General features: G+C 48.6%; 15 protein-coding genes. 1 reads left to right on the forward strand and 14 read right to left on the reverse strand.

From position 1 onward, the window contains the following. From nuoL to CHX35_RS01575, 8 genes are all read right to left on the reverse strand, one after another. Positions 1-1,869, reverse strand: coding sequence for an NADH-quinone oxidoreductase subunit L (gene nuoL, locus CHX35_RS01540; RefSeq protein WP_091832787.1), 1,869 nt, complete (start codon positions 1,867-1,869; stop codon positions 1-3). A gap of 40 nt (positions 1,870-1,909) precedes the next feature. Next, positions 1,910-2,215 (reverse strand): NADH-quinone oxidoreductase subunit NuoK, encoded by a 306-nt coding sequence (gene nuoK, locus CHX35_RS01545; protein ID WP_091832790.1) that lies wholly within the window; start codon positions 2,213-2,215, stop codon positions 1,910-1,912. Next, a complete protein-coding gene (locus CHX35_RS01550) occupies positions 2,215-2,727 on the reverse strand; it encodes an NADH-quinone oxidoreductase subunit J (RefSeq protein WP_091832793.1) in 513 nt (170 codons plus the stop codon). The genes nuoK and CHX35_RS01550 overlap by 1 nt, the downstream gene beginning before the upstream one ends. Next, on the reverse strand, positions 2,727-3,164 hold the full coding sequence (nuoI, locus tag CHX35_RS01555; RefSeq protein ID WP_091832796.1) for an NADH-quinone oxidoreductase subunit NuoI: 438 nt from the start codon (positions 3,162-3,164) through the stop codon (positions 2,727-2,729). Before nuoI ends, CHX35_RS01550 begins: the two co-directional genes overlap by 1 nt. Before the next feature lie 88 nt (positions 3,165-3,252). Further along, positions 3,253-4,218 (reverse strand): NADH-quinone oxidoreductase subunit NuoH, encoded by a 966-nt coding sequence (nuoH, locus tag CHX35_RS01560; RefSeq protein ID WP_091833443.1) that lies wholly within the window; start codon positions 4,216-4,218, stop codon positions 3,253-3,255. 50 nt (positions 4,219-4,268) lie between these two features. Beyond that, positions 4,269-5,075 carry an NADH-quinone oxidoreductase subunit C gene (locus CHX35_RS01565; RefSeq protein ID WP_091832799.1) on the reverse strand — a complete coding sequence of 269 codons (807 nt, stop codon included), beginning with the start codon at positions 5,073-5,075 and terminating at the stop codon, positions 4,269-4,271. Then, positions 5,072-5,590 (reverse strand): NuoB/complex I 20 kDa subunit family protein, encoded by a 519-nt coding sequence (locus tag CHX35_RS01570; RefSeq protein ID WP_091832802.1) that lies wholly within the window; start codon positions 5,588-5,590, stop codon positions 5,072-5,074. The genes CHX35_RS01565 and CHX35_RS01570 overlap by 4 nt, the downstream gene beginning before the upstream one ends. Then, positions 5,581-5,955, reverse strand: a complete 375-nt coding sequence (locus CHX35_RS01575) for an NADH-quinone oxidoreductase subunit A (RefSeq protein ID WP_091832805.1) — start codon at positions 5,953-5,955, stop codon at positions 5,581-5,583. Before CHX35_RS01575 ends, CHX35_RS01570 begins: the two co-directional genes overlap by 10 nt. A 461-nt stretch (positions 5,956-6,416) precedes the next feature. Between CHX35_RS01575 and CHX35_RS01580 the strand changes: the two genes are divergently transcribed. Continuing rightward, entirely contained in the window at positions 6,417-6,743 is a 327-nt protein-coding gene (locus tag CHX35_RS01580; RefSeq protein WP_091832809.1) for a DUF2834 domain-containing protein, read from the forward strand. 186 nt (positions 6,744-6,929) lie between these two features. On the opposite strand, the gene CHX35_RS01585 is transcribed toward CHX35_RS01580, so the two are convergent. The 6 genes from CHX35_RS01585 to atpF all read right to left on the reverse strand — a co-directional run bounded on the left by CHX35_RS01585 (position 6,930) and on the right by atpF (position 12,430). After that, positions 6,930-7,334 carry a F0F1 ATP synthase subunit epsilon gene (locus CHX35_RS01585; RefSeq protein WP_091832812.1) on the reverse strand — a complete coding sequence of 135 codons (405 nt, stop codon included), beginning with the start codon at positions 7,332-7,334 and terminating at the stop codon, positions 6,930-6,932. A 28-nt stretch (positions 7,335-7,362) separates the two neighbouring features. Continuing rightward, positions 7,363-8,772: a F0F1 ATP synthase subunit beta gene (gene atpD, locus CHX35_RS01590; protein WP_091832815.1), complete on the reverse strand. Its 1,410-nt coding sequence runs from the start codon at positions 8,770-8,772 to the stop codon at positions 7,363-7,365. Positions 8,773-8,919: 147 nt separating this feature from the next. Beyond that, positions 8,920-9,792, reverse strand: a complete 873-nt coding sequence (atpG, locus tag CHX35_RS01595; protein WP_091832818.1) for an ATP synthase F1 subunit gamma — start codon at positions 9,790-9,792, stop codon at positions 8,920-8,922. Positions 9,793-9,856: 64 nt separating this feature from the next. After that, positions 9,857-11,371 (reverse strand): F0F1 ATP synthase subunit alpha, encoded by a 1,515-nt coding sequence (gene atpA / locus CHX35_RS01600; RefSeq protein ID WP_091832819.1) that lies wholly within the window; start codon positions 11,369-11,371, stop codon positions 9,857-9,859. Between the two features lie 28 nt (positions 11,372-11,399). Continuing rightward, a complete protein-coding gene (locus tag CHX35_RS01605; protein WP_091832822.1) occupies positions 11,400-11,945 on the reverse strand; it encodes a F0F1 ATP synthase subunit delta in 546 nt (181 codons plus the stop codon). Beyond that, complete coding sequence (gene atpF / locus CHX35_RS01610) at positions 11,942-12,430, reverse strand: F0F1 ATP synthase subunit B (RefSeq protein WP_245838573.1); 489 nt, start codon at positions 12,428-12,430, stop codon at positions 11,942-11,944. Before atpF ends, CHX35_RS01605 begins: the two co-directional genes overlap by 4 nt. Positions 12,431-12,509: the final 79 nt, after the last annotated feature.

Here is a 12,509-nt window from a genome sequence, read left to right on the forward strand (position 1 = left end):
TCAACCAAACCACCTCCCCGCAGTCAGTCCCACAATCACGATCACCAATCCAAGTAGACTCACGAGGGCATAGGTCTGGGCTTGCCCATTTTGCATTCGGGATCCGATTCGCCCTCCAGCCTGAAACAACGCACCAACCCCCGAGACGATTCCAGAGATGATTTGTTGATCCACCCATGACAGTAAGATACTTAGCCAACGATAGGGCTTCCCAATTCCCCATCGATAAAGATCATCCACAAAATAAGCACGGCTGAGCAGGTGATGGATTCCAGTAACGCTTTGGGATTGTGACGGTATCGTGACGGCTCCACGCCCATATCGAAGCCATGCCACACCCACCCCTGCTAAAGAAAGCAAAAGGGTTAAAAGCGGGATCCAACCAGGTGCTTCCCCTTGGGGTGCAGCCAATATGCCTGTTCCTTTCGTTAACCAGTCACTAAATCCATGGGCAGGTATCCATGCCAGGAATCCTGCCCCGATCGCTGGAATGGTAAGCAACACCATTGGCCAAATCATCACCCGCGGAATTTGACTTGGCGCAATCTTCCCCCGTTCTTCCCCCATAAATACGAGAAAGAAGAGACGAAAAATATAAAGAGCGGTAAGAAAAGCGGTAACCACTCCGACCAAAAATAAATCCACCCGCCCGCTTAACCAGGCCGCAGTAAGAATCTCTTCCTTTGAGAAAAATCCTGAAAACGGCGGAATCCCCGTGATCGCAAGGCACCCGATTAAAAACAACCAACCAATCCTTCGTTGGCTTTTCCACAACCCACCCATTCGACGGATATCCTGCTCATGATGAAGCATCGTGATGATGGCTCCTGCTGCTAAAAAGAGAAGCGCTTTAAAGCTGGCATGGGTGGTCAAATGAAAGATACCCGCAACATAGCCAGAAGAACCGAGGGCAAGCATCATATAGCCTAACTGGCTCACGGTTGACCAAGCAAGAATTCGCTTAATATCGTTTTGTACCAATCCGATTGTTGCTGCAAAAATCGCGGTAAAGGCACCCACATAAGCGACCGTACCGAGTGCAACATCCGATGCCGCAAATATAGGAAATGCCCGAGCCACCAGGTAAGCCCCTGCCGCTACCATCGTCGCAGCGTGGATCAGTGCACTCACAGGGGTAGGCCCCTCCATCGCATCGGGTAACCAACTATGTAGTGGAAACTGGCCGGATTTCCCCACGGCTCCCACAAAGATGAGTAGCGCAATGAGGGTGATCATCTCCGGTGGTATCTTGTTCGCGGAAATCGCGGCAAAAATTGCTTCCCACTCAAAGCTTCCAACCTGCCAAAAGGTAAGGATTACCGCAATAAAAAGGCCTACATCGCCGATTCTAGTCAGGATGAATGCCTTTCTTGCCGCCCGTTTTGCTTCAGGTTTATAGAACCAGAAACCAATTAACAGAAAGGAGCACACACCTACCAGCTCCCAAAAAACATACAATTGCAATAGATTCGGCGAAATAACGAGGCCCAACATCGAAAACGTGAAGAGAGACAAATAGGCATAAAACGTAGCCATCCGTCGATCCCCTGCCATGTAGCCACGGGCATATCGATGGACTAAAAAGCTGACGAGACTCACAATGACCAGCATAAGGGCGTTCAATTGGTTAACTTCTGCTCCAACCGTAATCGACTGATCGCCAAAGGAAAGCCAGCGCCAATGATGAACGGTGGGAACAACTGTATTCAACGTTTCCATCAACACACCGATGGAAATCGCCGCTGAAATGAATACGGCGCAAGAAGCGATCAACGAAGCCACACCATCCGAATAACGACGGGCACCCATCGTCAACAGGAGTGAGGCCAACAACGGAAACAGTGGTATGCACCACGCAAAATCTGACATGGAATCACCCGACCTTCAATCAAAGTGAAAGCGTGGACATTCAGCCTTTCATCGTATCGAATTCATCCGCATGGGTTGTATTCCGATTACGATAGAGGGCAAACAAAATCGCAATTCCGACTGCCGCCTCTGCTGCAGCAATGGTGATCGTGAACAGTGTAAAAACCTGCCCCATCTGATTCGCATATAATCCAAATTTGGAGAAGGCGACGAGATTAATATTGGCAGCATTCAGCATCAACTCGATGGAAAAAAGCACAAGCACGGCATTTCTCTTCGTCAATACGCCATAAAGACCAATACAAAATAAAATCGCACCCAGGGCAAGATATGACGTCGCTGGCATTAGGAATCGGCCTCCTTTTTCGCCAGAATCACTGCTCCTACTAGAGCAACTAACAACAGGATCGAGGTAAGTTCAAAGGGAATCACATACTGCTTAAATACGGCCTTTCCTAATGCTTCTAACGAGTAGGATTGGGTTACTTCCTCGTTATTGGCAAAGGGAGTCTGATAGATCACCCCCATGATGATGGCAAAGAGAGCCCCTACCCCTAAAAAACTAAGGAAGGGATGCCATCGCCGAGGCGACTGATCATCTTCTTCAGTAACATGGTGTTTTGTCAACATGATTCCAAAAAGCATTAAAATGGAGATGGCGCCCGTATAAATCAACACTTGAACCACCGCTAAAAATTCAGCATGCAAGAGCACATAGATCCCGGCAATACTCAACAAACTGAATGCGAGCGACAATACCATATGAACCACCTTTGTTGCACTAATCATCATCATCCCGCCACCAATTGCCATCATGGAAAGAACAAAGAAGGCAATGGACTCTCCAGTGACCACCATCACTTCACCCCCTTTGCATTGAGGTTGTTCTCCTTACGAATATGGCGATTATTATCATGGAGCCATTCCATGTTTTTAAATAGATCATCACGACTATAGGCAGCCATCTCAAAGTGATTGGTCATCACAATCGCCTCGGTAGGACAGACTTCTGTACAAAGATCACACAGGATACAAATCTCAAAGTTGATATCATAGGTATCAATAATTTTGCCACGTTTACTTGGATCCGGGTGTTTTCGGCCTGTCAATGTCAAACAGTCAGTGGGACATATCCGTGCACACTGATTGCACACGATGCATTTTTCCGGATCAAAATGTTGTATGCCACGAAACCGATCCGGCAATGGTAAGGGTTCATCAGGGTAATGGTGTGTCACTTTCTTCTTTGTCATGGTTTTCAGCGTAACGCCCATCCCTTTGAGCAAACCTTTCATCGCTCATCCTCCTTGTACCCATAGTCGTTGAATGTGTAGGCAATTGAGAAAGTGTCGGATTTGATCCCCTTTTGTCAGGGTATTCCGATCAATAAAATTGTCCAATCCAAGGAATTTCCTTAAGGATCGCAGAGAGAAAGATATTGGCTAATGCGAGTGGGAGAAGGACTTTCCAGCCAAGCTGCATCAATTGATCAATCCGTATTCGGGGAAGTGTCGCCCTTATCCAAAAGAGAGAGAAAACGATCAGCGAGAACTTGAAAACAAACCAAATGATCGGTGGGATAAACGTCATCCCAAAGAGTGGATTCCAGCCGCCAAGGTACAGTACCGTTGTCAGTCCTGCCATGGCAAACACATAGACATACTCTGCCAGCATAAAAAAGGCGAAGCGAAAGCCTGTGTACTCCACATGATACCCAGCGACCAGCTCCGACTCTGCTTCGGGCAAATCAAAGGGTGTTCGGTTTAATTCAGCCAACGATGCGACAAAGAACACAGCAAACCCAATAAATTGTGGAAGGATAAACCACAGGTTCTTCTGCGCCTCTACAATGGTCATCAAGTTTAAAGAACCTACACTCATGATGACGCCGATCACCGCCATCACCAACGGGATCTCATAACTGATCATCTGCGCTGCGGAACGCATTGCTCCAAGAAGTGCGTACTTATTGTTGGAGGCCCATCCCCCTGCAAGTACTCCAATCGTCGTGATACTTGAAATGGCTATATAGTAGAGAAGTCCTACTCCGATATCAGCAAAGTACACCGTGGGTGTATAGGGAATCACCGCAAGTACTGCAAAGGCTGGCACAAAAGCAATGATTGGTGCCCACTTAAAAAGCGGTCGATCCGCCTGATGCGGAATAATATCCTCTTTCAGTAACAACTTCAAAACATCCGCAACCGATTGCAAAACTCCCCATGGCCCTACACGATTCGGACCATGACGCCCCTGCATCCATCCGATCACTTTCCGTTCAAAGAGAATGGCCATCGTGACGAAACCAAGCACAACGCCCAGCAGAATCACTGGCCCGATGAAGGTCATGGCATGCAAAGTGACACCCACCTCCCCGTTCCATGGATAAATAGCATTCCTTAGATCTCTTGATCGTAAGGCTGATAATCTTTTCGTAGCGGATACCCAACCCAATCATCCGGCATGAGAATCCGACAGAGGTTCGGATGATCTGAAAACTGAATCCCGAGCAAATCATAAGTCTCTCGTTCGTGCCAATTTGTCGCAGGCCAAACCTCTACCACCGAGGGAACATCCGGCGATTCCCGCTCGGTTTTCACTCGAATACACAGGCGGTTCTGGTTGGCTAAGGAGTACAGATGAAGGACCACTTCCATATGCGTCTCATAATCCACCCCAGAAAAATTTTGCACATAATCGAAGGCAAAATCTTTTTCATCACGCAGAAAATAGGCAACTTCGCGCCAATGACTTGCAGGGATGATCATGGTTGGCAAGTGTCCGTTTAACCGATTGATAAACCCTTCAAGTACCACTTCCTCCCCCAATTCCTCCTTTACTCGGTGTAGAAAGGTATCGAGTAAGGGTTGCTTCGGTGAAGGCTCCAATGGCTCTGCGACTGGCTTTACAACCGGCCGCTTACGAGCAGCTCCCGCCTTTACTTTGGAGGAGGCTGCCTCCTTTGCAGCCGCTGCCGCTTTCCTTTTTAGCTCCGAAGGGTTCGCGGAATTCACTTGTGGCGAAACCCTTGCCGCTGGTTTTTCTTCTTGTTTTGAAGGGGATTCCTTGAAAGCTTCTTCCTCAGAACCCGCTTGTTCGACAGACGCCTGCTTCTCTTCACCTTGACGAGACGAAAAGCGGTTTTTTTCTTTATCGACTGATGATTTTGATTTTTTATTCGATTGATTTTCTTCTTCCTTCGTCACTGCTCAGTTACCCCCTGTCCGGTCCTTGCCTCATAGCGAATCTTCTCCTGCAACTTATTGATCCCATAAATTAACGCCGCAGGATTAGGTGGACACCCAGGAATATAAACATCCACAGGTACAATCTGGTCCACCCCTTTAATCACCGCATAGGACTTTACATAGGGGCCACCTGCTGTTGCACAGGAACCCATCGCAATCACCCACTTGGGTTCTGGCATCTGATCATAGAGACGGCGCAATAAAGGCCCCATCTTTTTCGTCACCGTTCCCGCTACAATCATCACGTCTGACTGACGTGGGGAAGCTCGAAAGAAGGAGCCAAACCGATCCAAATCATAGTGGGCCGCACCCGTACCCATCATCTCAATTGCACAACAAGCCAACCCAAAGGTCATCGGCCAGAGGGAATTACTACGGGCCCAGGCTTTCACCTGATCCAATGTGGTGGTAAAGACATTCCGTTTGATTTCCGCTTCTAATTCAGGGGAGATTCCCTCCAGTTTCAGGTCCATTCCAACACCTTCTTTTTCCAGGCGTATGCGAGACCAATCACTAAAAAGAAGACAAAGAACAGCATCTCACCCAGGACAAATAAGCCCATATCGGCTCGCAACGCATCATATACGACCGCCCAGGGATAAAGAAATACCGTCTCCACATCAAAAACGACAAAGAGTAGCGCAAAAAGGTAATAACGTACATTAAACTGAACCCAGCTATCCCCAGTAGGATCAACCCCACTCTCATAGGAGATGGACTTTTCCGCTGAAGGTTTATCAGGACGCAAAAAACGCCCCGCCGTCAACGCCACTACCGGTAAGGCTAGACCCAAGAGGAAAAAAACAGCCACCGCCAAATAACTTGCGGTATACGTCATCGTACCCCTCCATCCTCTCGTTGCACACACCTTATCACCCTCCCCATAAGGCAGGGATTCGAAGCGACCCACCACAACTCTAGGCCTTTTACAGGGGAGATAATACAAACTTTAGGACTACCATTTTTCGTCCAGTTCTGATTATATCAAATAATGCCTCATCGAACCACTTTAAACCGAACAAGTGATAGAACAGAAGTATGATTATAGCAGGAATGATCTTAATTACTAGCGCATACCCTTCGAACATCCCTTAATGAGGGAACCTTTAACATCCGGCTTAGCCAACCGATTCATTTTGTCGATCCCCTAATTTTTATACTCGTTACATTGGGAGAAATTCGCCATTGTAGGAGGAATGAAAAAGGTTTTTAAAAGAATTCCCCCGAATAGATGGATGAGCAAGTATGAAGAGATAGAAAGGCTAACCGACCATCACGATCTGTAAAGGAGTATAAAAAATGAGAAAAATTTATCTATTTCTAGTGGTAGTGGGCACAATCCTCCCTTATTACATCTTTTCGCAGTTTCTTATAACAAATGATTTTGATTTTAAATTAATAGTCACTTTGTTATTTGATAACCCCGTTTCGTCTTCTTTCGTAGCTGATTTTTTACTATCTTGTTTTGTTTTTATAATCTTTATGTTCAACGAATCACGCAAATATAACATAAAAGAGAAGTGGATTTGTCTTGTAGTTCTATTCGTAACTGGCTTATCAGCAGCTTTTCCGTTATTTTTATATTTTAGGCACTCTTATATTAACCGATCTGCTCATAAAGTTTAAAAGATAGACGTTTGTTATGTCGACTCGATTGGACTGACCTCAGTTATTTGCACTGCCTTTTTTAGAGGAATCCGTCTTTTTGCTCCATCCGAACGACTAACCAACAACACCCGACATCCGCAATAAATAAAAAGACAGGCGGGGAGTATCCCACCTGTCTTTTTCCTAACCTTATAGAAAATCCTTTTAACGGCTTTTCCCAACGTTAATCCGAACGGCAGCTCGTTGCAGTGCAAGTTGTGCGCGTTCGAAATCAACGTTTTCTTGTTTCTTGCCAGCGAGTCGCTCTTCGGCGCGCTCTTTAGCGGCAATGGCTCGATCCACATCGATCTCGGATGGTAGTTCTGCCGTTTCAGCAAGGATGGTAACCTTGTTGTCATGCACTTCCATAAAGCCACCAGTGATGGCAATAAGGATGTCCTGACCATCTTTCTTCGCTTTGACCGCAGTCACTTGAAGCGGGCTGATAAAGGGGGCATGGTTCGCAAGGATCCCGATATCCCCTTCGGCTGCCCGGGCGGTCACCATGTCTACCTGATCCGAGTACACTTTCTTCTCGGGTGTCACGATGTCCAATTGCGTGGTACTCATGGACATTCTCTCCTTTCAGCTCCTAGCCTCAAGCGAGCTGCTTCGCCTTTTCTACCGCTTCTTCAATGCTACCAACCATATAGAAAGCATCTTCAGGAAGGTCATCATGCTTCCCTTCCAAGATCTCTTTGAAGCTTCGCACCGTGTCTTTTACTGGTACATATTTACCAGGTTGGCCGGTGAACTGTTCAGCCACGTTCATTGGCTGGGAGAGGAATTTCTCGATGCGACGTGCACGGGCAACGATCTGTTTATCCTCTTCCGAAAGTTCATCCATACCCAAGATGGCGATGATATCTTGCAACTCTTTGTAACGTTGCAGGATTTGCTGTACTCCGCGAGCGACGTCGTAGTGTTCCTGTCCGACAACCGCTGGGGAGAGAATCCGAGAGGTGGATGCCAATGGATCCACAGCTGGGAAAATCGCTTTTGCTGCCAAGGAACGCTCCAAGTTGGTGGTCGCATCCAAGTGGGCAAAGGCGGTAGCTGGTGCTGGGTCCGTGTAGTCATCCGCAGGCACGTAAATCGCCTGAATCGACGTAACCGATCCTTTTTTGGTCGAGGTGATCCGCTCTTGGAGCTGACCCATTTCCGTTGCCAAGGTGGGCTGATAACCTACCGCAGAAGGCATCCGGCCGAGAAGCGCGGACACTTCACCACCCGCTTGGGTGAAGCGAAAGATGTTATCCACGAAGAAGAGTACGTCTTGCCCTTCTTCATCACGGAAGTATTCCGCCATCGTAAGACCTGTAAGCGCTACGCGCATCCGGGCACCTGGCGGCTCGTTCATCTGACCGAAGACCATGGTGGTCTTTTCAATAACGCCAGAATCACTCATCTCATGATAGAGGTCGTTCCCTTCACGGGTACGCTCACCCACACCAGCAAAAACAGAAAGACCACCATGTTCTTGCGCGATGTTGTGAATTAACTCCTGAATGAGAACAGTTTTACCTACACCCGCACCACCGAAGAGACCAATTTTACCACCCTTGGCGTAGGGTGCTAGGAGGTCAACGACCTTAATTCCCGTTTCGAGAATTTCTTCTTGGGTAGAGAGGTTTTCGTAGCTTGGAGCCGAACGATGAATGGAGTAGCTGGTCTCCGAAGTGACCTCGCCCTTCTCATCGATGGGGTCACCCACTACGTTGAAAACGCGGCCCAGGGTAGAGCGACCTACAGGAACCGTGATAGCTTTTCCTGTGTCGATCGCTTCTGTTCCACGGACCAAACCATCGGTGGAAGACATGGCGATACAACGTACCATGTTGTCCCCCAAATGGAGGGCCGTTTCCACAGTCAGGTTAATATCCGATTCGTTCTCGGATTTCGCTTTTTGTTGAATGGTAATCGCGTTGTTGATCTCCGGCAAGTGACCACGATCGAACTCGATGTCGACGACTGGGCCCATTACCTGGCTGACGCGTCCGGTGCTCATCCGTTTCCCTCCTTAAAGTCCACTAGCAAATGTTCGCCAGCAGATTCTCTTGTCCCATGCCTAGCACAGAACGTGATAACAAACAGTTGGTTGATCGAAGACGAACCTACTCGCCTCCGATCCGTTCTATTTAACAAAGCAGAAGCTTTAGCTTAGGGCATTCGCTCCGCCGACGATTTCCGCCAGCTCTTGGGTGATCGCTGCTTGACGCGCCCGGTTGTACTGAAGCGTGTATTTAGCAATCATATCCGTGGCGTTATCGCTCGCACTGCTCATGGCTGTCATCCGTGCACCAAACTCACTGGCCTTCGACTCCAAAAGTGCACTGTAAACGAGGGTTTCTGCATAACGAGGCAGAATCACTTCCAGTACTTCTTCAGGTGAAGGCTCATATTCGTAAAGTGCTTGGATCCCTGTTGACTCTTCCTCTGCCTTTACTTCCGCTAATGGCAAGAGGCGATTTTGAACAGGTCGCTGGGTTACCGGATTGATGAACTCATTATAGACAAGATAAAGCTCATCAAAGGCACCCTCAGCAAACATTTGAACAGCTTGCTGTGCAATGGGTTTAATATCCGCATATTGAGGGGAATCAGAAAGACCCGTAACCTCTGCAATAAGTGGATACTCCCGCCGTTTTAGAAAGTCGCGACCTTTGCGTCCGATCACAAAGATCCCATACTCCTCAGGGCTTTGATGCTTCTCCTTAATATTTTTCATCAAGGAACGGAGTAGGTTCGCATTAAATCCACCTGCTAGACCTCGATCAGAAGAGATCACCAGGTACCCTGTTTTCTTTACTGGACGGGAAATCAACATGGGATGTTGAATTCCTTTTGCACCAGCGGCGACGGATGCGATTACTTCCCGCATCTTATCCGTGTAAGGCCGGGATGCCTGCGCTTGCTCTTGCGCCCGACGCAGTTTTGCAGCGGCAACCAATTTCATCGCTTTGGTGATCTGCTTCATGTTCTGAGTGGAGCCGATCCGCCGCTTAATATCCCGCATGTTTTCTGCCATGGTAGTTCACCGCCTTTCCTCCGTCGGTCATGCCGACCCGTGTTCAGTGGAGACAGCTAGGCCGTCAGTTAGAAGGAGCAAACCCCTTCTTGAAGTCCGTAATCGCTTCCTTCATACCGGATTCGATCTCTTCGGTGAGCTTCTTCTCCTCACGGATTTTGCGCATCAGATCGGACTTCTCGGCATCGGCAAAGGAAAGAAGTTCGGCTTCAAAGCGGCGAACATCCTCGACAGCGATATCGTCAAGATGCCCACGGGTAGCCGCATAGATGGAAAGCACCTGCTTCTCGACTGCGAGCGGAGCGCTTTCACCCTGCTTCATGATCTCAACGAGACGCTCCCCACGAGCCAGCTTCGCTTGGGTTGCTTTATCCAAATCAGAACCAAACTGAGCGAAGGCTTGAAGGTCGCGGAACTGAGCCAATTCACCTCTTAGCGGGCCGGCTACTTTGCGCATGATCTGAACCTGTGCATCCCCACCTACCCGGGATACGGAGGTACCGACGTTAACAGCAGGACGTACCCCGGAGTGGAATAAATCCGTCTCGAGGAAGATCTGTCCATCGGTGATAGAGATCACGTTCGTTGGAATATAAGCGGAGATATCGCCTGCTTGGGTTTCGATAAAGGGAAGTGCGGTCAAGGAGCCGCCACCCTTTTCATCGGAGAGCTTCGCTGCACGCTCAAGGAGCCGGGAGTGCAGATAGAAAACATCCCCAGGGAACGCTTCACGACCTGGCGGGCGACGGAGCAAGAGTGAAAGTTCACGATAGGCAGCTGCCTGTTTTGTCAGGTCATCGTATACAACGAGAACATGCTTGCCTTGATACATGAAATACTCACCCATTGCACAGCCAGCATAAGGTGCGAGGTAAAGGAGCGGTGAAGGCTCAGATGCACTCGCCGATACAACGATGGTATAATCCATCGCACCCGCTTTGCGCAGTTTTTCAACGACGCCAACCACCGTCGATTGTTTCTGACCGATGGCGACATAGATACAGATCATATCCTCATCTTTTTGGTTGATGATCGTATCCACAGCCACTGTCGTTTTACCCGTCTGGCGGTCACCAATGATCAACTCCCGCTGGCCACGGCCGATTGGGATGAGGGAGTCAATCGCTTTGATCCCGGTTTGCATGGGCTCATGAACCGATTTCCGATCCATAACACCCGGTGCGGGGGATTCAATTGGACGGTATTCGGAGGTTTCCACTGGGCCTTTGCCATCGATTGGCTGACCAAGCGGGTTCACAACACGACCAAGGAGTGCATCCCCAACAGGCACTTCCATGATGCGGCCCGTCCGCTTTACTTGATCGCCTTCACGGATATCCGTGTAGGGTCCAAGAATTACTACACCAACGTGGGCTTCTTCCAAGTTTTGCGCCATACCCATGACGCCACCGTTGAACTCCAAGAGCTCACCAGCCATAACGTTTGCAAGTCCATGGACACGAGCAATCCCGTCACCGATTTGAATAACGGTCCCCGTGTCAACGACTTCGATGTCCCCTTGAAACTGTTCGATCTGCTGTTTAATCAGCGAGCTGATCTCTTCAGGTTTGATGCTCATGGTTTCACCCCTATCCTTCCGATCCGAGTTAGCCTGCGCGGGAGCTGGTTAGTTGTTTTCTAAACCGCTCCAATTTGCCGGCAAGGCTACCGTCATAGAGACGATCGCCAATCTTTACAATCACGCCGCCCAATAGATCAGAATCCACACGATTTTTTACAATCAGTGACTTTCCAATCTGTTTTTGGAATACGGCAATCAATTCTTTTTCTTCTTCTTCTGTTAGGGCACGGGCAGTAACCACCTCTGCCTCCGCGACTCCCTTACTTTCATGTGCCAACTTCGTATACTCGGTCCCCACTGCTTCAATCACATCTTCACGGTTACGGTCGATGAGTAAGAACAGTAGGTTGCGAGTCGTATCGGATAGATTGGCAAATAGTTTACCAAAGAGAACTTTCTTCTCTTCCGCCGCCACACGGGGATGAGTGAGCCACCCAATCAACTTTGGATGATGGTCAAGTGCATCCACAACACTTTGCCACTCTTGTGCCACTTCATCGAGACGACCCTTCTCAGAGGCAACTTGAAACAATGCCTTTGCATACCGTTTTGCTACGATGGATTGGCTCATTGTAATTCGCCTACCCGTTCAAGGTAACGGTCCACCAGCTTGGCTTGCTGGCTCTCATTCATCTCCTCTTCCATCACTTTGGAAGCGAGTAAGATCGAGAGACGACCCACCTCATCACGTAGTTCAGCTAGGGCTTTTTCTTTTTCTCGGTTGATCTCCGAGGAAGCATCCTTCACCATGCGGTTGGCACGTTCTTCTGCTTCACGAATGATTTCAGTCGCTTCACGATCCTTTTGTACTTTGGAGCGCTCAAGGATCTCCTTTGCTTCAACGCGAGCCGCGTCTAGTGCCTCACGTTGCTCAGCTAACAACTTCTCCGCTTCTTTGCGGTTGTTTTCAGCAGAAGAAATCTGTTCTTCAATGTGATCTTGCCGTTTCTGCATGGTGCTGAGCATCGGTCTCAGCGCAAATCTGGTGACGAGAAACATCAAGACGAGAACAATAACAAGTTGGGTCAACATCGTACCCAAGTTTAATGATAACAACAGAGTTCACTCCCTTCGATCCCGTTGCTCTTCGTGCTACCCAGCATTACATCAAGCAAGGCGGGGATCAACACTCCCC

Origin of the sequence: Marininema halotolerans (assembly GCF_900116235.1) — a bacterium.
GTDB classification, from domain to species: domain Bacteria; phylum Bacillota; class Bacilli; order Thermoactinomycetales; family DSM-45169; genus Marininema; species Marininema halotolerans.

Bases quoted from the DNA above. Each gene is read 5' to 3' on its own strand.
- nuoL (WP_091832787.1), bottom strand. From the start codon at position 1,869: ATGTCAGATTTTGCGTGGTGCATACCACTGTTTCCGTTGTTGGCCTCA.
- nuoK (WP_091832790.1), bottom strand. From the start codon at position 2,215: ATGCCAGCGACGTCATATCTTGCCCTGGGTGCGATTTTATTTTGTATT.
- CHX35_RS01550 (WP_091832793.1), bottom strand. From the start codon at position 2,727: ATGGTGGTCACTGGAGAGTCCATTGCCTTCTTTGTTCTTTCCATGATG.
- nuoI (WP_091832796.1), bottom strand. From the start codon at position 3,164: ATGAAAGGTTTGCTCAAAGGGATGGGCGTTACGCTGAAAACCATGACA.
- nuoH (WP_091833443.1), bottom strand. From the start codon at position 4,218: ATGACCTTCATCGGGCCAGTGATTCTGCTGGGCGTTGTGCTTGGTTTC.
- CHX35_RS01570 (WP_091832802.1), bottom strand. From the start codon at position 5,590: ATGGACCTGAAACTGGAGGGAATCTCCCCTGAATTAGAAGCGGAAATC.
- CHX35_RS01575 (WP_091832805.1), bottom strand. From the start codon at position 5,955: ATGACGTATACCGCAAGTTATTTGGCGGTGGCTGTTTTTTTCCTCTTG.
- CHX35_RS01580 (WP_091832809.1), top strand. From the start codon at position 6,417: ATGAGAAAAATTTATCTATTTCTAGTGGTAGTGGGCACAATCCTCCCT.
- CHX35_RS01585 (WP_091832812.1), bottom strand. From the start codon at position 7,334: ATGAGTACCACGCAATTGGACATCGTGACACCCGAGAAGAAAGTGTAC.
- atpD (WP_091832815.1), bottom strand. From the start codon at position 8,772: ATGAGCACCGGACGCGTCAGCCAGGTAATGGGCCCAGTCGTCGACATC.
- atpG (WP_091832818.1), bottom strand. From the start codon at position 9,792: ATGGCAGAAAACATGCGGGATATTAAGCGGCGGATCGGCTCCACTCAG.
- atpA (WP_091832819.1), bottom strand. From the start codon at position 11,371: ATGAGCATCAAACCTGAAGAGATCAGCTCGCTGATTAAACAGCAGATC.
- CHX35_RS01605 (WP_091832822.1), bottom strand. From the start codon at position 11,945: ATGAGCCAATCCATCGTAGCAAAACGGTATGCAAAGGCATTGTTTCAA.